20 protein-coding genes are annotated in these 18,924 nt (G+C 68.3%); 7 read left to right on the forward strand and 13 right to left on the reverse strand.

Features of this window, described 5'->3' with window-relative positions; all coding sequences use genetic code 11:
- Positions 1 to 10 precede the first annotated feature (10 nt).
- From AC3A3Q_RS01235 to AC3A3Q_RS01245, 3 genes are read left to right on the forward strand one after another with little or no spacing between them, the layout of a single operon-like run.
- Positions 11 to 1,609 carry an efflux transporter outer membrane subunit gene (locus AC3A3Q_RS01235; protein WP_487584527.1) on the forward strand — a complete coding sequence of 533 codons (1,599 nt, stop codon included), beginning with the start codon at positions 11 to 13 and terminating at the stop codon, positions 1,607 to 1,609.
- Complete coding sequence (locus AC3A3Q_RS01240; protein WP_487584528.1) at positions 1,606 to 2,751, forward strand: HlyD family secretion protein; 1,146 nt, start codon at positions 1,606 to 1,608, stop codon at positions 2,749 to 2,751. The genes AC3A3Q_RS01235 and AC3A3Q_RS01240 overlap by 4 nt, the downstream gene beginning before the upstream one ends.
- 14 nt (positions 2,752 to 2,765) lie before the next feature.
- Positions 2,766 to 3,809: a DUF2955 domain-containing protein gene (locus AC3A3Q_RS01245; protein ID WP_487584529.1), complete on the forward strand. Its 1,044-nt coding sequence runs from the start codon at positions 2,766 to 2,768 to the stop codon at positions 3,807 to 3,809.
- Here AC3A3Q_RS01245 and AC3A3Q_RS01250 read toward each other — a convergent pair.
- The 3 genes from AC3A3Q_RS01250 to AC3A3Q_RS01260 all read right to left on the reverse strand — a co-directional run bounded on the left by AC3A3Q_RS01250 (position 3,795) and on the right by AC3A3Q_RS01260 (position 7,079).
- Positions 3,795 to 6,428 carry an ATP-binding protein gene (locus AC3A3Q_RS01250; protein ID WP_487584530.1) on the reverse strand — a complete coding sequence of 878 codons (2,634 nt, stop codon included), beginning with the start codon at positions 6,426 to 6,428 and terminating at the stop codon, positions 3,795 to 3,797. The genes AC3A3Q_RS01245 and AC3A3Q_RS01250 overlap by 15 nt on opposite strands.
- 100 nt (positions 6,429 to 6,528) lie before the next feature.
- The gene (locus AC3A3Q_RS01255; protein WP_487584531.1) at positions 6,529 to 6,801 is read right to left on the reverse strand and encodes a DUF4242 domain-containing protein; all 273 of its coding nucleotides are present in this window, start codon (positions 6,799 to 6,801) and stop codon (positions 6,529 to 6,531) included.
- Positions 6,802 to 6,830: 29 nt separating this feature from the next.
- Complete coding sequence (locus AC3A3Q_RS01260; RefSeq protein ID WP_487584532.1) at positions 6,831 to 7,079, reverse strand: hypothetical protein; 249 nt, start codon at positions 7,077 to 7,079, stop codon at positions 6,831 to 6,833.
- A gap of 234 nt (positions 7,080 to 7,313) precedes the next feature.
- Here AC3A3Q_RS01260 and AC3A3Q_RS01265 point away from each other — a divergent pair, with 234 nt between their 5' ends.
- Positions 7,314 to 7,541, forward strand: a complete 228-nt coding sequence (locus tag AC3A3Q_RS01265; protein WP_487584533.1) for a hypothetical protein — start codon at positions 7,314 to 7,316, stop codon at positions 7,539 to 7,541.
- Between the two features lie 65 nt (positions 7,542 to 7,606).
- On the opposite strand, the gene AC3A3Q_RS01270 is transcribed toward AC3A3Q_RS01265, so the two are convergent.
- Positions 7,607 to 8,932 (reverse strand): alpha/beta hydrolase family protein, encoded by a 1,326-nt coding sequence (locus AC3A3Q_RS01270; protein WP_487584534.1) that lies wholly within the window; start codon positions 8,930 to 8,932, stop codon positions 7,607 to 7,609.
- A gap of 318 nt (positions 8,933 to 9,250) precedes the next feature.
- A complete protein-coding gene (locus AC3A3Q_RS01275; protein ID WP_200604943.1) occupies positions 9,251 to 9,457 on the reverse strand; it encodes a hypothetical protein in 207 nt (68 codons plus the stop codon).
- Positions 9,458 to 9,630: 173 nt separating this feature from the next.
- Here AC3A3Q_RS01275 and AC3A3Q_RS01280 point away from each other — a divergent pair, with 173 nt between their 5' ends.
- Positions 9,631 to 10,413, forward strand: coding sequence for an NRDE family protein (locus tag AC3A3Q_RS01280; protein ID WP_487584535.1), 783 nt, complete (start codon positions 9,631 to 9,633; stop codon positions 10,411 to 10,413).
- Between the two features lie 111 nt (positions 10,414 to 10,524).
- Positions 10,525 to 11,442 (forward strand): DedA family protein/thiosulfate sulfurtransferase GlpE, encoded by a 918-nt coding sequence (locus AC3A3Q_RS01285; protein ID WP_487584536.1) that lies wholly within the window; start codon positions 10,525 to 10,527, stop codon positions 11,440 to 11,442.
- 3 nt (positions 11,443 to 11,445) lie between these two features.
- Here AC3A3Q_RS01285 and AC3A3Q_RS01290 read toward each other — a convergent pair whose 3' ends face one another.
- The 8 genes from AC3A3Q_RS01290 to AC3A3Q_RS01325 form a co-directional block, all read right to left on the reverse strand.
- The gene (locus tag AC3A3Q_RS01290; RefSeq protein WP_487584537.1) at positions 11,446 to 11,889 is read right to left on the reverse strand and encodes a hypothetical protein; all 444 of its coding nucleotides are present in this window, start codon (positions 11,887 to 11,889) and stop codon (positions 11,446 to 11,448) included.
- Between the two features lie 56 nt (positions 11,890 to 11,945).
- Entirely contained in the window at positions 11,946 to 12,143 is a 198-nt protein-coding gene (locus AC3A3Q_RS01295; protein ID WP_487584538.1) for a PspC domain-containing protein, read from the reverse strand.
- Between the two features lie 46 nt (positions 12,144 to 12,189).
- Entirely contained in the window at positions 12,190 to 12,582 is a 393-nt protein-coding gene (locus AC3A3Q_RS01300) for a YfeK family protein (RefSeq protein WP_487584539.1), read from the reverse strand.
- Positions 12,583 to 12,589: 7 nt separating this feature from the next.
- Entirely contained in the window at positions 12,590 to 13,285 is a 696-nt protein-coding gene (locus AC3A3Q_RS01305) for an SGNH/GDSL hydrolase family protein (RefSeq protein ID WP_487584540.1), read from the reverse strand.
- 101 nt (positions 13,286 to 13,386) lie between these two features.
- Positions 13,387 to 14,469: a class III poly(R)-hydroxyalkanoic acid synthase subunit PhaC gene (locus AC3A3Q_RS01310; protein ID WP_487584541.1), complete on the reverse strand. Its 1,083-nt coding sequence runs from the start codon at positions 14,467 to 14,469 to the stop codon at positions 13,387 to 13,389.
- Positions 14,470 to 14,471: 2 nt separating this feature from the next.
- A complete protein-coding gene (gene phaE, locus AC3A3Q_RS01315) occupies positions 14,472 to 15,515 on the reverse strand; it encodes a class III poly(R)-hydroxyalkanoic acid synthase subunit PhaE (protein ID WP_487584542.1) in 1,044 nt (347 codons plus the stop codon).
- 89 nt (positions 15,516 to 15,604) lie between these two features.
- The gene (locus tag AC3A3Q_RS01320) at positions 15,605 to 16,219 is read right to left on the reverse strand and encodes a CDP-alcohol phosphatidyltransferase family protein (RefSeq protein ID WP_487584543.1); all 615 of its coding nucleotides are present in this window, start codon (positions 16,217 to 16,219) and stop codon (positions 15,605 to 15,607) included.
- A gap of 112 nt (positions 16,220 to 16,331) precedes the next feature.
- The gene (locus tag AC3A3Q_RS01325; RefSeq protein WP_487584544.1) at positions 16,332 to 18,155 is read right to left on the reverse strand and encodes a 3-hydroxybutyrate oligomer hydrolase family protein; all 1,824 of its coding nucleotides are present in this window, start codon (positions 18,153 to 18,155) and stop codon (positions 16,332 to 16,334) included.
- A 96-nt stretch (positions 18,156 to 18,251) separates the two neighbouring features.
- On the opposite strand from AC3A3Q_RS01325, the gene AC3A3Q_RS01330 reads away from it, so the two are divergent.
- Entirely contained in the window at positions 18,252 to 18,914 is a 663-nt protein-coding gene (locus AC3A3Q_RS01330; protein WP_200604932.1) for a response regulator transcription factor, read from the forward strand.
- Positions 18,915 to 18,924 lie beyond the last annotated feature (10 nt).

Below are 18,924 nucleotides of genomic sequence, written 5' to 3' on the forward strand. Positions count from 1 at the left end.
CGCACGGCCAATGATGCGGGCCATCATGTGGGCCACCGGGGGCAAACACGCGACCCGGCAGGTTGCCGGCGCCGCAGTCCTTGCCTCGGGATTGCTGCTCGGCGCCTGCACCACGCTGGGGCCCGACTACGAAGAGCCCGACATCGCCTGGCTCAACGAATGGCAGACCGACCTGTATGGCCAGGCGGTCGGCCCGGGGCAGCAGCGCGATCTCGACCTGCAGTTCTGGTGGCATGCCTTCAACGATCCGGTGCTGAACTCGCTGGTCGATACCGCGCGCAAGGAGAATCCATCCTTGCGTATCGCCGGCCTGCGGATCATGGAAAGCCGCGCCGTCCTGGGCATCGCCAGCGCCAACCTGTACCCGCAACTGCAGCAGCTCAAAGGCTCGGCGACCTACATCGACAGTCGCAGCAGCGGCGGCGCGGGCCCCGACGTCCACGACAACTACGGTGCCTTCAGCGCCGGCTTCGACCTGGCCTGGGAACTGGATTTCTGGGGACGCTTCCGCCGCGGCATCGAATCGGCCGAAGCGGGATTCTTCGCCTCGGTCACCAACCAGCAGGACGTGCAGGTGTTGCTGGCCGCGCAGGTCGCCGATCTCTACTTCGCCTACCGCACGACGCTGCTCAGGATCGACATCGCCCGCAAGAACACCGCGATCCAGAAGCGCAGCCTGGAGATCACCGAGCAGTTGTTCAGCAGCGGACAGGAATCGGAACTCGACCTGCAACAGGCCAAGGCGCAATACCTGGGCACGCTGGCAACCATCCCGGACCTCGAAGGCCAACTCGTGCGCGTACGAAATGCGCTCGCAGCCGTGCTCGGCCGCAAACCCGGCGACGTCCCCGAACTGGAGATGGTGGCGCGTCCCCTGCCGATCGTCGACGGCGCCGTGCTGCGCGAATTGCCTGCCAACCTGCTGCTGCGCCGGCGCGACCTGCGCACCGCGGCATGGCAGGTTGCAGCGCAATCGGCGCAGATCGGCATCGCCAAGGCCGATTACTTCCCTGCGATCACGCTGCTCGGCAGCGTCGGATGGTCGACCACGTCGCTGGGCGGCAGCCCGCAGGTCCGCAGCATCGCCGCAGGCCCTGCCATCACCTGGAACATCCTCGACTACGGCCGCATCGCCAGCAATGTGCGCCTGCAGGACGCGCGGTTGCAACAGACCATCGAACTGTTCCAGAGCACGGCGCTGCTGGCGGCACGCGAAATGGACGATGCCGCCATCACCGTGGTCAAGACCGCCGAACAGAAGGCGCCGCTGGGCGGCGCCGCGCGCGCCGCGGAACGCTCGCTCGAACTGGCCAACTCCCAGTACCAGGAAGGCTATGCCGATTTCGAGCGCGTGCTCGATGCGCAGCGCGTGATGTTCACCCAGACCGAGCGCGAACTGCTCAATGACAGCGCACACATCAGCGCGGTCATCACGCTGTACAAGGCCGCCGGCGGCGGCTGGACCGAGATGCCGGCGCACGATCTGTTACCGGAATCGACGCGCGACACCATGAAGACCAGGACCAACTGGGGCGGCCTGCTCGAGGCGCCCCTCCCTGCCCGCCCCGAGGGGCCGGCCAGCGACAGTGACAGCGGGAACCGGAAATGAGCGCAGGCAACGACGACAAGAAGACAGACGGCCCCGCGCCAGCACCCGCCGGCCAGGACCAGGCCGGCAAGACCGTGCGCAAAGGCGGGCGCTGGGTCGCGGCAGCCATCGTGCTGACCCTGCTGCTGTACCTGTTCGCCGACCGCTTCACGCCTTACACCTCACAGGCGCGGATCGAAGGCTACATCGTCGGTGTCGCGCCGAAGGTGGCCGGTGAAGTGACCAAGGTCGCGGTCGCCAACAACCAGACCGTGAAATACGGGCAGACGTTGTTCGAGATCGACCAGTCGCAGTACCGGATCGCCCTGGCCAAGGCGCGCTCGGATCTGGAGAACGCGCGCAAGCAGGTCGGCGCAGGCGGCGCCACCGTCGATGCGGCGCGTGCCAACCTGGAAGCCGCGCGCGCCAACGAAGTGAAGGCGCGGCAGGACGCATCACGCCTGCGGCGCCTGCGCGAAACCGATCCGGGCACCATCTCCGTGCGTCGCCAGGAAATCGCCGACGCCAGCCTGGAACAGGCCAAGGCCATGGTCGTGGCCGCCCAGGCCGACATCCGCCGGGCCATCGAATCGATGGGTGGCGACGACATCGAGCAGAACACGTTGCTGGCGACGGCCCTGACCGCCGTCGACAAGGCCGAGCTGGACATGTCCAACACGGTCGTCCAGGCCTCCACCGACGGCGTCATCACCGACCTGCGCACCGAGGTCGGCCAGTTCGCAGGCACCGGCAGCCCGGTGCTGACCCTGATCGGCGTGCGCGACATCTGGATCAGTGCCGAATACACCGAGAACAACCTCGGCCACATGAAGGTCGGCACGCCGGTCGACATCGTCTTCGATGTGCTGCCCGGCCATGTGTTCAAGGGCAAGGTGCGCAGCGTCGGCCTGGGCGTCAGCGCCGGCCGCACGCCGAGCGCGGGCAACCTGCCATCGGTCGACAACGATCGCGACTGGCTGCGGCAGTCGCAACGCTTCCCGGTAATCATCGGCATCGACCCCGGCCTGGATCCGGAAGACCGCGCCAGGCTGCGCATCGGCGGCCAGGCTTCGGTGATCGCCTACGGCGAAGGCGCCGGCGTGCTCAAGCTGCTCGGCAAGATCTACATCCGCATCGCCAGCTGGCTCACCTATGCGTACTGACCGGACCTGACGCGATGATCGCGCCTGCCGCCAGGCGTACCTTCCGGCTCGCCTCCGTGGTGGCGCTGTCGGTCGCGCTCGCTTACGGCCTGGCGATGCCGTTGCCGTTCATGGCGCCGCTGTTCGCGGTGCTTCTGACCGCCACGCCGGCGCCGCCGCCGGGGCCAAAAGCCCTCTTCATGTTGCTGCTGCTGGTCGCCGTCACCCTCGGCATCGGACTGGTGCTGAACCCCTTGCTGCGCAACTACCCGGTGTCGGCGGTGCTGATGATCGCGGCGGGTCTCTACGTCAGCACCTACCTCAGCGTCGGCAAGGGCAAGGGCCTGGTCGGCACGTTGCTCGCGGTCGGCCTGACGATGATCCCGGCCGCCGGACTGATGGACTTCGCGCTGGCGAGCGCGGTGGTCAACGCGTTGCTCGTCGGCATCGCCGTGACGGTGGTCTGCCAGTGGCTGGTGCAGCCACTGTTTCCCGAGTCTGCACCGGCCTCGCCCGCGGCCAAGCCGGTCCCGGATGGCAACGAGCGTGCGACATGGCTCGCACTGCGTACCGTCCTGATCGTGCTGCCGCCGGTGATGCTGGCCTTCACCAACCCGGGCATGTACATGCCGACGATCATGAAATCGGTGATGCTGGCCCAGCAGGGCTCGACCATCAGTGCTCGCGCGGCCGGGCGTGAGCTGATCGGGTCGACGTTCCTGGCCGGCATCTATGCGATGGCCTTCTGGTTCGCACTGAAGCTGCTGCCGAACCTGTGGATGTTCTTCCTGTGGATGCTGCTGTTCGGGATCCACATAGGCAGCCGCCTGTATGGCGTGGTCGCCAATCGCCACCCGCCGTCGTTCTGGGTCAACGTGTTCGTGACGATGCTGATCCTGGTCGGCCCGGCCGTGCAGGACAGCACCGGCGATGACGTCTACCGCGAGTTCCTGGCGCGCTTCACGCTGTTCGTGCTGGTCACGCTCTACGCCTGGGGCGCGATCGTCGCACTGGAGTGGCTGCGCGAGGGCCGCGGTCGTGGCCGGACCAGTCCGCCGATGGCCTCACCTGCCATCTGAGCGGCGCCGGTCACTGCGTCGGCGCTCGCCCACGACTTCCGTCGCGAATACACCGGTGCGCCGCGCCACCGCCACGGCCTCGCTGCGCGAGCGCACGTCGAGTTTGCGCAGGATCGCCGAGATGTGGTGGTCAACGGTCTTCTCCGAGCGCACCAGTCGCCGGGCGATATCGGCATTGCTCAGGCCGTCGGCAAGCAGGCCCAGGATCTGCAACTCGCGTGCGGTCAGTCCGGCCGGGTTGGCGCTGGTGGTGGCGCGCGGTCCACGGGCGAGGCCGCGAACGCCGGCTTCGCGCATGTGCTCGCGGCATCGATTGGCCGCAGCGGCAGCGCCGAGTCCTTCCAGCAGCGCCAGCGCCTCGCGCATCGCCGATTCGTCGCCCTCAAGCAACGCCAGTGCCTGTTCGTAGGGGCATCCCAACTGCGCCCAGGCCGCGGCAGCCTCCTTCCAGTGCCCGCCGATCTGCAGCGCGTAAGGCGCCTCGGCACCGTCGGGGCCGCCATCGGCGACACCCAGGCGCAGGCACCAGTAACGCAACTCGCCCAGCGAGCGCTCGTCGCCGCGCTGCTCGGCCATGGCATGGGCCAGGGCCACCAGTTCATCGACACCGGCACCGTCGTTGCGCAGCCACGCTTCTTCGGCATGCGCCGCCGCGACCGGCGCCAGCCGCTGCAGTTCGCCGGACTGCCGTGACAGCACCGTGGCTTCTTCCAGCAGTTCGCGCGCGCCCGGATCGCCGCGACGCTGTCGCAAGCGCGCCAGCACGGCCAGGGCGCAGATGCGCGTGATCGGCGCCACGCCCTGCGCACGGACCAGGCGCAAGGCCTCGCTCGCGGCGGCGTCCCAGTTGCCGCGCTCGAAATCGAGCCGTGCCTGCCACGAGCGGATGTAGTTCGTCCACGAATCCAGGTCGCGCGGGGCAAAGTAGGCGGAGGAATCCTCGATCTGGCGGATGGCCTCGGCGTAATCGCGCAACTTCACTGCCGTGCTGATCAGATTGACGTAACTGCGCGCGACGTGTTCCTCGTAATCGTTGGCCAGCGAGATCCGCAGGCTCTGCTCGACCATCGCCTTGCCGGGCTCCTCGCCCTCGGCATAGCGGGCCGTGCCGACGTTGTTGAGGGCGTGCGCGAGCACTTCGTTGCTGCCGATCCTGGTGGCCAGCTCGATCGCGCGCGTGCCCCACTCCACCGATTCGGCGGTGTGCCCGGACAGCATGTACAGCTGCGAGCGATTGCTCAGCGCCCAGGCGTACGCTTCGTCGTCGGGCAGGTCGCGCAGCAGGTTCACCGCCTGGTTGGCGTAATCCTCGGCCTCCTGGCGGCGGCCGCCGAACCAGTTCAGGCGCGACAACCAGCGCAGGGCTCGCCCCTCCTGGCTGACGTCGCCCAGCTCGCGCCAGATCGCCAGCGCTTCCAACCGCCTGGCAATGGCGTCGTCGTTCTGTTCGACGAGGTAGCACTGGTACGACAGATCCCCGAGCAACTGCGCACGGTCGACGGGCGCAAGCGTACCGGCATGCACGAGAGCGGTTCCGTAGAGTGCGGCAGCCTGGCAGTGCGCGCCATGCGCAGCGGCCTCGTTTCCGGCCTGCAACGCGTACTTGAGCACCGCTTGCGCATCGCCGGCGCCGGAGGCGTGGTGCACCAGGCGTGACATCGCCGCACCCTGCCCGCGCTGTTCGAGGAAGGCCAGCACCCTGGCATGCAGCGCCGCTGCCATCGGCGCCGGCAATGCCTGCTCGACTGCGATGCGCGCCAGCTCATGGCGGAATGCATAGGTGCGGCCGTCCGCGATCAGCAGGCCGGACGCGAGCGCCGCCGCTATGTCCTCGGGCGCGGGCGCCAGTACCGCCTCGACGATCTCGATCTCGATGCGCGCCGGAACGATCGCCGCCAGGTCGAGCAGCGCGCGCACCGCGGGCGGTTGCCGGGCCGCGCGCGCGAGCACGGCATCGCGAACCGACACGGGCAGCCCTTCGGCGCGCAGGGCTTCGGTGACGAAGAAGGGATTGCCACCGGTCGTGGCGTAGATGCCTTCGGCGGAATGGCTCGACTGTCGCGCCAGTTCCGCCACACCCGCCTCCGACAGCGGCAACAGCGGCACGCGCACTACCGCGTCCGCGGGCAGGTCGCCCAGCACCAGTTGCAGCGGATGGCGGTCGCCGAGTTCGTCGTCGCGATACGTCAGCACCAGCAGCGCGCGAACACGCTGTATGCGCCGCGCCAGGAACTTCACCAGGTCCAGTGTCGCCGCGTCGGCCCAGTGCAAATCCTCGAGCACGACGATGGTGGGATCGCTCGACTCCTGCAACTCCGAGAGGAAGCAGCTGAACAACTCCGTCCGATGCCCTTCCCTGCCCAGCAGCGCCTGCAACTTGCTGCCCATCGCACTGGCCATGTCGTACAGCGGCCCCAGTGGACGCGGCGAGAACAACGCTTCGCAGCCACCCCACAGCACACGTCCCACGCCATCGCCCCCGACCAGTTGCGTCAGCAGCGAGGTCTTGCCGATTCCGGCTTCGCCGCAAACCAGCGCCGTGCGGCCGGCGCCCTGGCCGGCAACATCAAGTGCACCCTGCAACAAATGCAGTGCGTGGCCTCGCTCGATCAGCTCCACCTTGCCGGCTCCGGGGTATCGCTACCCGATTATCCCCCCAGGAAACGAATGGGGGCAGCGCTCCCGGTCGAGTCAGTGCGCCTGCAAGGCACACGCGCATTCAGAAGTAGAAGAACGGTGAAAGGTCGGAAATCTCGATGATGCTGGCCACCGGCAGGCCGTTGCGGCGCGCCGCCTGCCGGATCGCCTCCGGCGACGGCGCGTCGTAGATGCAGAACGTCCTGCGCCGATCGGCAGTCACATAGGAGTGCAGCCAGCTCACGCCACTGTCGCCATTGATGCTGGCTATCCGCGCGCAATCCCTGGCCCCTTCCTCGCTGGCGGGGATGGCGAGGTCGGCGGCGAAGGCGCGTTCGATCAGGTATCTGGGCATGTCCGGTTCCTCGACGTGGCGATGCGGATTCAGACAAAGCCGAAGCGGTCGGGCATCCAGTCGCTGGTGTAGTGGCGGTCGCTGGCGTAGCCGGAGCTGTTGCCATAGCCGACGCCGAAGTCGCGCTCTCGGTGGACGTGCTGGACGGGTTCGGTGGTCTCGAATTCCACGTCTTGCCAGTCGCGCAGGCTGAAGGTGAGGGAGGGGGCCGTCGCACGCGCGTTCAGGGGCGCGAACAGGCCGCTGGAGGAGACGAGTTCCATCAGGAAGGTAGTCATGGCCGGTGCCTCGGTGATTGGCTCAGTCCGCGATCCGGACTGCGATGCCAGCGTAGGAAAAGCGCCGCCCGGCCACATCGGGAACGCTCCCCAGATTGCACGCGCGACCTCCCCATATTCCGCACTCACGCGGCATCGACGCCTCCCATGGCACAGATATTGCCGCCGCCGAACGTCGCAGCCTGCGAGACCGCTGCGCTTCACCCTTCCGGCCGGCCCAAGGGGAGCATTGCCATGACGACTGATACGTTCCACGCCTATGACGATGCAGGAAACCGCTACACCATCCACGTGCGGCGTACATACATCGACACGCGCGGCGCCGACGGGCTCGGACGCCGCGTTGAAAGCCTGCGCACCTACTACCTCAACGATGGCGGACCGGTCGACCGGCTCGACGACGACACCTTTGCGATCGTCGATACCGGCGTGGGCCTGCGGCTGACGCGAAGCGCTGCCTGAGAGCTGCGACGTGGGATCAGCGAAGGGCCTGCCGATTAAGGGCAGGCCCGTCACTCGGATGACGGTTACTTCGGCGCGGCCAGGATCTTGCCGGTGCCATACGGCGGCGCGACGAACCTGCCGCTGCCGATCCAGTCGTTGACGACCCGGAAGTAGCCATCGGCATACCGCGTCGGGGTGCGCTCGCCATCGCCTGCGGTTTCGAACTCGAGGATGCCGTGGTCGGTCGACGGGAACTCGATGACGCTGACCGCGCGCCCCTCGTGGGCAAGTTGCAGCAGGCGTTCGCGGGTCTGTTGCGGCGGCGCTTCGCGATCTTCCCCGGCCAGCACCCACAGCAGCGGAACCCGCAGGCTGCGCAGCGTCGGCATCGGCTCGAACTCCCAGCTGGTTTCCTGTTCCAGCACCGGCGCCAGTTCGGCGGCCCTGTCGCGCGTGAGCGACACCACCAGCCCGGTGAACTCGCCCTTCATCGCCGGCCACCACGGCTGGGCGCCGTACTTCTTGCGCACGACGTCCAGCTTCTCCCAGCCCTTGGTGCCGCGAGAGGCGACGATGTCGCCGGTGATGTCGGTCACTTCACGCGCCTGCTTCATGACATCGTCGCCGAAGCCGGCATTGCGCAGGTCGAGCACCACCTGTTCGCGGTCCTCGGCCAGCGGGCTGTCGGCCAGGCCGAAGCGCACGACGACGAAGTCCGGATTGCTCTGGCTCGCCGCCAGCGGGGCCACCCAGCCGCCCTGGCTGCCACCGTCGTAACCGATGCGCTGCACGCGCTTGCCGGCGAGACGTCGCGCTTCCGCGAGCGCAGCCTTGGCGTCGTCGGCGAGCAGGTGGAAGTTCTGCGTGTATGTACCGGTCGATTCGCCGGTGCCACGCTTGTCGTACACGAACACGCCAATGCCATGCGCGGGATACAGGTACTGGGTGTACAGGCCCTGCACCGCCGAGTTGTTCTCCGAGCCGTGCACCTCGATGGCGATCGGCACCGGCTGGTCGCCACGCGGCAGCACCAGGCGACCGCGCAGCTTCACGCCGTTGCCCTGGAATGTCGTCTCGGTGATGTCGAACTGCCGGCGCTGGCCAGCATGTCCGTCGAAGGTGATCCTGCCATCGCTGCAATCGCCGAAGCGGGCCTTGAGGCCATCGGCGCGACCGGTCCAGCCGACGCTGCTGTTCCATTGCCCGTCCGCGTCGCGCTTGAGCAATCCGCTGCGACCGTCGAGCGTGCGCCAGCGCAGGTCGGCCGGTTCGCTGACGGTCGCGATGACGACGATGCGGCCATCATCGAGCGCATAAGCGCCGGCGTGGCAGCCTGCGCCGTCGTCAGCGGCGACGGCGGCAGTGGTGAATCCGGAAGAGATCAGCAATAACGAGGCAGCTAGCTTCATATCGTGGTCCTGTCGAGGGGGAACGCCTCGGCAACTCGTCGCTGCCTGGCGCATGCGTCCTTGGATGCATGCCTGCGCGTGCAGGTTGAAATCATCCCGTCCGCTGCGCATCGCGCGCAAACCCGGCAAATCTGCATCGGCGTCGCCACGTCCCGACGCACGCCGGAGGCGCGCTGGCCGGACAACGGGGCTATCAGTCGGAAGCGGCGTTCAGTCGCGCGTTCAAGCGACATGCCGGGTCATCGCCCGGCGCGGTTCGCCGTCAGGCGAAGGATGAGGCGGACGTCGCCTGAAAGGCTCGTCGCCGGACGCCACAAGTCAGAGCAGGAGGGTGCCGAAGACGACCCGGGCGCGCTCGTCGTAGATGCGCAGCCACAGCGCCTGGCTCATGGTTTCGGCGCAGCGCTTGGCCTGCGGCAGCACGGCGGCCAGCGCGGCTTCGGCACTGGCATAGTCCACCGACGCTTCGGCGACCTGCTGAGGCAGGACGCTTCCATCCTGTCGAGAGAGTTCTACTCGGTACATGGGTCACCTCCGGCGCCGGGAGCGGGCGGTTGGAGCGGGCGGCCGTCCTGCGAGCAGGCGGTTCCTGTGTCATCGTCATAGCCTCCACAAACCAGGCGCTGTTCGCAGTCGGGCGGCATCGCTCTGGTATGTAGGACTTTCCCTACACCCCTGCCCGAGCCGAAGCCCTCCGCATGTGCCTGATTGCCGTCGCCTGGCGTGCCCACCCCCGTTACCGTCTTGCGCTCATCGCCAACCGCGACGAGGCCCATGACCGGCCGGCGTCGCCGGCGGGGTTCGATCCGGGCGAGCCCACGGTCTACGGCGGCCGCGACCTGCGCGCCGGTGGCAGCTGGCTGATGGCCTCGACGCGGGGACGCCTGGCGGCAGTGACCAACGTCCGCGCCGGACTCGCCGAAGGGGCGATGCCGCGCTCACGCGGCGCACTGGTGCACGGGTTCGTCGCGGGCGACCACGACAACCGGGCCTTTGTCGACGGCCTGTCCGGCCATGCAGCTGAATACGGCCGGTTCAACCTCCTGACCTGGGATGGCGCCGACCTCGCCTTCGCCAGCAACTACCCCGCTTTCGAGCAGCGCGCGGTGTCGCCCGGCCTCCACGCCATGTCCAACGGCGCCTTCGACGCACGCTGGCCCAAGAGCGGCCACGCCGTGGCTGCGCTCGAATCCTGGCTGCAATCGCCGGACTCGCAATCCAGCGACGACGCGGCGCTGGCCCCGCTGTTCGAGGCACTGGCAGACACCACCCCGGCGCCCGACGCCGCCCTGCCCGACACAGGCGTCGGCCTGGAGCTGGAGCGCCGGCTGTCGCCGCCGTTTGTGCGCGGCCCGAACTACGGCACCCGCTGCAGCACCGTGGTGCTGGTCGAGGACGACGGCATCACTTTCGTCGAGCAGAGCTTCGGGCCGGACGGCCTGCGCCTGGGCCGGACACGGGCACGCTTCGCCATCGACTGAGTCCGGCACCGGCACCATTGCGATCACGGCAACGCACCGGTGCACCGGCTGCGCTATCGCCAGCGCGATGTCGCGCCTACCATGTCGATACTGCCCCCCGGCCCTTCCCCCATGGAAACGCTGCTGCACCTGATTGCCGTCTACGGCCTGCTGGTCGTATTCGTCAGCGTGTTCCTGGACCAGGGCGGCATTCCGGTCCCGGCCTATCCGCCGATCATCTTGACCGCGGCACTGGCGGTGGATCGCGGCGACAGCGTGTGGCCGATCCTGATCGTGGCGACGCTCGCCGCCGTGATGGCGGACTGGTTGTGGTTCGTCGGTGGCAGGCGCCTGGGCGCGAAGCTGTTGCGGCTGATGTGCCGGTTGTCGCTGTCGCCCGACTCGTGCGTGCTGATGACGCGCGGTGTGTATTCGCGCTGGGGCGCGCCATCACTGATCGTGGCCAAGTTCATTCCCGGTTTCGCCGCGGTGGCGACGACGCTGGCCGGCGAGACTGGTACGCGCACGGGCCGTTTCCTGTTCTACGACGGCATCGGCGCGCTGCTCTGGTCCGGACTGGCCGTCGCGCTTGGCGCGATCTTCCATGAAGCGGTCAACAGTGTCCTGGCGCAGCTGGAGGACCTCGGTCGCTTCGCGTTGCCGGCCATCCTCATCCTGATCGCGGCGTTCGTGCTGTGGAAGCTGTGGCGGCGGCAGATGTTCCTGCGCCAGTTGCGCATGGCGCGGATCACGCCGATGGAGCTGCGCCAGCTGATCGACGAGGGCACTTCACCGCTGATCCTCGACGTGCGCCCGGAACCGCTTCGCAATGCCTCCGGCTGGATCCCTGGTGCGGTGTTCGTGCGCACGCTGGGCGAGGCGAATCTGCTGCCTCGCGACGAAGTCGTCGTGTACTGCGACTGCCCCAATGAAGCCTCCGCGGCGGTGCTCGCACGCGAGCTCAACAAACATGGCTTCAAGCGCGTGCGACCGCTGGCCGGTGGCTTCGAAGGCTGGCGCAGCGAAGGCAACCAGGTGGCGTTCGAATAAGCGTCAGCGCGCCCACGGCCACCAGCCGTGGCCGGTGCGCGCATAGCGATCGGCCGCGCGTTCGAAGCGGTTGCGCACGCTGATGCCGCCGAATACCAGGTACAACGGCAGGAACAACGGGCCCAGCGCCAGGTACTGGTAGACGTGCGCCCGCTCGTGATCTGCCAGGACGATCGCCGGTTCGTCGCCGTGGCCGGCACGGTGCGCATAGGTGACGCACGGCGAGTCCAGGCTGTCGCCGGTGTGCAGGATGACGTTGCCAAACGTGATCGCCCCGCCCGGCCCCCACGGCCAGCGATGGAATACCAGCGCCAGCTCGCGACGACGCCAGTGCACGTGCGCGCCGAAGGCCAGCCCGGCCGCACCAAGGGCGAGTCCGATCAGGGTGTTGGGCAAGGTCCACAGCGCGCCGAGCGCGACCAGTCCGCGGGTGAGGAACGTCGACATCGGTGAAGCCTAGCGCAGCTCGCCCCAATGCCGAGTCACCGCGGCTCAATCTCCGATCAGTCGCCTTCGGGAACCAGCAGCCACAGGATCAGGTAGACCAGGATGCCCGGGAACGCCGCCGAGGCAATGGAGATCAGCACGTAGGCGACGCGCAGCAGCGTCGAGCTCCAGCCGAACCTGCGTGCGATGCCGCCCAGCACGCCGGCGATCATCCGGTCGTGGCGAGAGCGGGACAGTGAGCGGGTGGCATTCATGGCGGCGCACTCCCTGGCGGCGACGGCGGCAGTCTAGCGCCGGCGCTCAGGGCCGGGCGTGACGAATCTCGCCCAATTGCTTCGTCAGCCAGGTCGAGGACGCCACCGCGGGCTGGCCCGGGCAGCGAACCTGGTAAGCCTTGCCGCTCATGCTGCTCTGGCTGCCGGCGCGCTCGATGAACTGCTCGGCGCTGGCGACCATGTCACGCTTGCGCAGGTAGTCGTACTTCCGGCGCAAATGCGACTGCGCCTCGCTGGCGGGGTACCAGCTGCCGTTGCGCTGGAACTGGCAGCCGGAACTTCCGAGGGCGGTGATCAGCTGGTCGATTTCCTGCTGCGCCTTCGCCGGCAAGGGCGCCTGCGCCTGCGCAGCGGCGCAGGCGAACAGGAATCCGATCAGCAGCGGGCCGATCAGCAACGAGCGAGGGCGGCGACTCATGGCGCCTTTACAGCGCATCCAGCCACTTGCCGACGACGCCGGTCCAGATGGCATAGCCGTTCGGGTTCATGTGCAGGCGATCGCCCAGGAACAGTTCCTCGCGCGGCTGGCCATCGGCGGCCAGCATCGGCGTGGCGACATCGAGGTAGGCGACGCCCTGCTGGCGGCGCGCATACTCGCGCACCAGCTCGTTGGCTTCACGCATCTGTCCCAGCAAGGCCTGACGCGCCGGGCTGGGCTTGATCGAGATGAAGGCGATGCGCGCCTGCGGCAGCTGGGCGCGCAGCTGCGTCACCAGCGCGGCGAAATCGTCGCGCACCTGCTGCGGCGTGCGGCCTTCGGCCAGGTCGTTGTCGCCGGCATACACCACCACCGCGCGCGGCTGGTACGGGACGACGATGCGCTGCGCGTAATAGGTCGTGTCGCGCAGGCGCGAGCCGCCGAAACCGCGGTTGATCGGGGCTGCACCGGGGAAATCGTCGCCAAGGGTGTCCCACAGGCGGATCGAGGAACTGCCGACGAACACCACGCCACCGGGCCGGCGACGGACGACGCTGTCGGCCTGTTCGAAGGCGACGATGTCCGGCTCGAACCGGGTGGAATCGGGCAGCTGCGCCGCGGGCGGCGCGCTGGCCGGCGGGGTCGGAGCGGAAGCGCAGGCAGTGAGCAGCGCGAGGCAGAGCAGCAGTACGGACTTGGGCATTGATGCAGTGTCAGGTGGGGTCGCTGACTGTGCCATGACGCCGCTGTCGCGATCTGTCGATTGGTCCGCCTTTCTACAAAAACCGAAGCCGTCGATGAGGCTCAGCGCGAACGCGCGCCGAGCCACTCGTGGATCGCCGCCGGCACTTCGCGCTGCGCGCGGCTGGAGACGTAGATGCCGATATGGCCGCCCTTGAACGACAGCTCGCTGTAGTCGTCGCTGCCGACCAGGTCGGCCAGCACCCTGGACGACGACGGCGGCACCAGGTGGTCCTGCTCGGCGTAGATGTTGAGCACCGGCATGTCGACGTTGCGCAGGTCGACCGGGCGTCCGCCGATGTCGATGCCACCCTTGACGAATCCATTGCCCTGGTAGAACTGCTTGACGAACTGGCGGAACGCTTCGCCGGCCTGGTCGGGCGAATCGAAGATCCACTTCTCCATGCGCAGGAAGTCTTCCAGCGCCTTGCGGTCGTCGAGCACGTCGACCAGGCCGACGTACTTCTGCACGAACAGGCGCCATGGCTTGAGCGTGAGGTAGCACCAGTTCATCACGTCGGCCGGGACGTTGCCGAGCGTATCGACGAACAGGTCGATGTCGAGCCCGCGCGTCCAGTTGCCCAGCATGTTGTCGCTGGTGTGGAAATCCACCGGCGTGACCATCGTGATCAGGTTGTGGACCTTGTGCGGATTGAGCGCGGCATGGCACAGCGAGAACGCGCCGCCCTGGCAGATGCCGAGCAGGTTGACGGCATCGAGGCGGTATTCGCCGCACAGGTGGTCGATGGCGCCGCCGATGTAGCGCTGGATATAGTCCTCCAGCTCGAGGTAGCGGTCTGAGCGGTCGGGGTAGCCCCAATCCAGCACGTAGACATCCTCGCCGCGCTCGAGCAGGCCGCGCACGAGCGATTTGTCTTCCTGCAGGTCGACCATGTAGGGGCGGTTGACCAGGGCGTAGACGATCAGCAAAGGCACCCGCGCAGTGGGCGCGCGCTCACCGCGGAAGCGGTACAGCACGACCTTGCCGTCGCGCCAGACTTCCTCGCGTGCGGTCGCACCGTAGTCGACGTCATGGACCTGATGCAGCGTCTCCAGGCCGGCGCGGAGCTTGGCCTGGAAGCGCAGCGATTCTTCTGCCAGGGACTGCGGCGTGAAGCCGAGCGGGCCGTTACCGAATCCATCCATCTTCAGCGCTTCCTCGTGCTCGGTTTCGCCGCGCCGCGCGCGGGCTTGGCTGCGCTGCTGGCCGGTGCCGCCTTGCGCGCTTTCGGCTCGGGCCTTGGCGCGTCCTCCGGTGCCGGTTCGGCCGCCTGCCTGGGCGCTTCGCTTCGTCCGCCGCGCGCGGCATTGGCCTGCACGGCATCACGCAGGCGCCGCAGTTCGCGCTCGAGCTGGACGATCTTGCGATGCGCCGAATCCAGTTCGGTCCGGGTCGGCATGCCCATCTGCGCGCTGGCCTGCTCGACGATCGTCTGCTGGCGACCGCGCAGGGTCATCTGTGCATTGACCAGCGCCGCATAGGCGTCGCGGAAGCGAGGCGACAGCGCGATGTCGGCGTAGGCCTCCTCGGCGGCATCGATCCACAGGTCGAACAACGCGCGCACCGACTCCAGCTGGCGACCCGGTGCGCTGCGCTCGCCGAGCTTGCGCTCGAAGCGGACGAAAGCGTCCTGGCCGGCTTCGGCCAGCAGGGTCTGGTAGGCCTGGCTTTGCTGCTGCAGGTCGACCTGCGCCTGCATCAGGTGCTGCCAGCGCTCCTGGTGCTCGCGGGCGAATCCGAACGCGGGCAGGCCCAGCAACGAACGGCCATCGCGCTGCATCTTCTGCAGCCACGGTGCAGCCTGGTCGAACCACTGCGAGGGATCGCTGCTGTAAGGATCGGTGCTGTCACTGCCCGGCATCGTGCCGAACATCTGCGCGAACGGATTGGCGCCATCGCCGCCGAGTGCCTTCTTCCAGGCGGCGGTGATGTCGGTGGGGCTGGCGCTGCGACCGGCAAACTGTGCCGCCAGTTGCTGCATCTGCCCGAACCAGCCCTGCGCCTGCGAACTGAAGCGCGACACGGCCTCGTCGCCCTGCGGCATGCCGCCCTTGGCCAGTTGCGACCACCAGTTCATCGCTTCGTTCCAGCCGGGCACACCCGGCGTTTCAGGCGTCGTCGCCGAACGCAGGCTGTCGCCCCAGGCCTTCCAGTACTGCCGCGTCCACGCTTCGAAATCGTCCTGCTTCATCGCTGCCTCCGCATCAACCCGGCCATGTTAGCAACCGTCATGTTGCGCGACTGCGACGGGGACGCTCGAAAGCCTCATGGCCACGCCTTTCACGGCTTGGGAATGTGCAAGGTCTTGCTGATCATCAGCGACCCCGACAGGGCGAACATCAGCACCAGCGGATGGAACTGCCATGGCCCCAGCTTGATCATGCCCAGCCACAGGTCGGGACCGATCGCGCCCTGCCAGGCGGCCACGGCCAGCACCACCACCAGCGCCAGGCTGGTCGGGATCGGCGTGCCTTCGAAGAACTTGACCTTGTCGCCGCCGCCGGACAACTGCTCGGCGGTGACGTTGTAGCGCGCCAGGCGGCTCACGCCACAGCCGACGAAGTAGCTCAGCACGACCCAGTCCCAACCGCCCTGCAGGCCGCAGGCATAGGCCAGTGCGGCCGGGGCGACGCCGAAGGAGATCACGTCGGCCAGCGAGTCGAGTTCACGGCCCAGGGTCGAGGCGGAATTGCGCCAGCGCGCCACGCGGCCGTCGAGCGCGTCGAAGATGAAAGCCAGCGGGATCAGCGCCATGCCGATCAGCAGGTCGCGTACCCCGCCCTCCTGCAGGAAGCGCATCGCGGCGAAGATCGCGCCGGTGCCGCAGAAGGCATTGGCGAGCGTGAACCAGTCGGCGAGATGGAACTCGCGCAGCATCGAAAAGTGGCGCGGCATGCGGCGCTCCCAACCCATCAAGGTCATCAAGGCCTGTCAGCGTGCCAAATACGACGTTAAGGGGGCAAGAGCTCCGTGTTCGGCCCCCTCTCGCGCTTGCCGGAGAAGGGCCTCAGCGCGGCATCGCCAGGTTCGCCGCCTCCAGCGGCTTGCCCGCGCGCGGCGTGGTCGCGATCACCGCATCGGCCGGCAGCGTGGCTTTGCCGTCCAGCGTCGCGCTGACCCGGTCGAGCGCTGCGTAGACGTACGGCAGCAACGGCAGGTAGCGCGCGCCGTAGTCGGGCAGCCCGAGGAAGGCATCGAAGTGCTGGGCGTTGCGCACCTGCCAGTAGCGCACGTCACGACCAGCCGCCTGCGCCTGCTTCACGTACGGCGCGCTGGTGAACGCTGCCGGGACCAGGCCGTCGTCGCTGCCGTGGATGACCACCACTGGCAGACCCTTTCGCGGCAATGCGGCGCGCGTTTCGGCGATGCCCTTGCGCACGCGCTGGGCATTGGCGTCGTCGCCGGTCCACAACGCACGCAGGCACTGCAGCGTCGTCAGCGGCGAGGTCGGATGCTCTTCGAGGATGTTGACGCCGGCACCGGGCGGGATGCCGCTGGCGTCGGACCACCAGGCGGCGCGCTCGGCTGCGGTGGCATCGCGCGGGCTGAAGTCCGGGCCCAGCGCGGTGAAGCGGTTGCCGCACGGCATGGCGCCAAAGGCATAGCGTCCATAGGACGATGCGTAGGTCACCGCCACTGCGCGCCACAGGTCGAAACCAACCGACAGCGCACCCGCGCGCAGGGCCTCGTCGCTCCAGCCGTGGGCCTTGAGCGAGTCGTACGCGGACTTCGCCTGGGCCTGGGTATCACTGCCCTCGATCAGGCCAGTCGCCTTCAGTGCGGCGCAGCGCTGCGTCCACAACGGCGCGGCCTGCGCCGTCAGCGGCGGCTGCGGCAGGTTCTGCATGTGCAGCAAGGCGCACGGCATCAGCAGCGCGGCCTCGGTCGTGAAGTCGTACAGCGGACGACTGCCCTCGCCTTCCGAGTAGATGTTGGGTTCGCCGGCGACGACCGCGTCGAGCCAGTCGCCGTCGAGTTCGGCAGCACGCAGCACCGCGCCACCGCCATTGGAGATGCCCACCGCGATCACGCGCGTGTTGTCGAAGGTGAAGGGCGCGGCCTGCGGGAAGGCACTGTCGAGCGACCGCAGTGCGAACTGCGCTGCCTGCTTCACGTGCCGGCCCCAGTCGGCCTCGGGGTTGTCGCCCGAGTGCGCGTGCTTGAACGCCACGCCGGACGATGCCGACGTCAATTTCTCGAACGCCAGGTCCTCGCCGCGAGAGCCCGGCGTGCCATCGGCGCGAACACCCAGGCCGGCATCGAGATCGAAATAGTCGGTGCCCGCGCCCTTGTCGGTGTAGGCCACCGCGCAGCCCTTGGGCAGGCCCCAGGCACCGGCGACCGCGATCGCACCGTAGATGCCGCGCGAACCGGAGGAGGCCGTCACCACCAGGCAGCGCTTGCCGATGTCGAAGCCATCGGGCACCTGCACCAGCACGCGGTGCGGCTGGCTGGCGCCGGGTACCGTGGCGAACGCGCTGTACTCGCGCCCTGGAACGCTGGCGGTGCTGCCGTAGAGCTCTCCGTAACCACCGCCCGGGGCGAGGTCGGCGATGCCGCGCCAGTTGCTCCACAGCGCACGGCGGCGCAGTTCGGAAGGCGTCGGATGCCCGGCGTCGGCGAATGCCGGCGGGGTCATCGCGCGCAGCCCGGTCAGGCCGAGGCCGGCGCTGAGCAGGTCGTCGCTGCCTCGATGCTCTGTCTGGCGCATTGCGGAGAACATCGGCGCGGCCTCCGTGGTGCTGCGCGGCGTGGAGGTGGAGCAGCTCGCCAGTGAAAGCGTGGCCAGGGCGAGCGCTGCGAGGACGAGTCGATCGGGACGGATGGTCATCGTCGCAGCCTAGCAAGGCCAGCGGCGGCGCCCATCGTACTTTCGTACCAAGCCCGTTCCGACACGCCGGTGCGCGCACTTGCTAGGCTAGCGACGATGCCGACCCTGCTGATCGCCGACGACCATCCGCTGTTCCGTGCTGCCCTGCGGCAGGCGGCGATGGAGGCCGTGGCCGGCGCGGAGATCCTCGAAGCCGGTCACCTCGATGGCGTGCTTGCCGCGCTCGATGCCGATTCCGGCGTCGACCTGGTCCTGCTCGACCTGCACATGCCCGGCAACCATGGCCTGGCCGGACTGGCCGCAATCCGCGCCCAGCACCCGGGCGTGGCGGTCGTGGTGGTCTCGGCGAACGACGACCCGCGCGTGGTGCGGCGGGCCCTGGATCATGGCGCCGCCGGGTACCTGCCCAAGAGCGCCGGCCTGGACGAACTGCGCGATGCCATCCGCGCCGTACTCGCCTGCGAACAATGGCTGCCCAGTGCATTGCGCGCGGCGGTGGCGCGCACGCAGAGCGACAGTGGCGACGCCGACCTGGCCGCGCGCCTGGCGAGCCTGTCGCCGCAACAGTTCCGCGTGTTGACACTGGTCGCGCAAGGCTTGCTCAACAAGCAGATCGCCGACCGCCTGGTCGTGCAGGAGCGGACCGTGAAGGCGCACCTGTCGGCGATCTTCGAGCGACTGGGCGTGCGCAATCGCACCCAGGCCAGCGTGGTATTGCGCGAACTGGAACTCTCCGACCCGGCGCGACAGATCGCCTGAACGTCGTTCC

Source organism: Lysobacter sp. Soil_C_59, assembly GCF_057656415.1.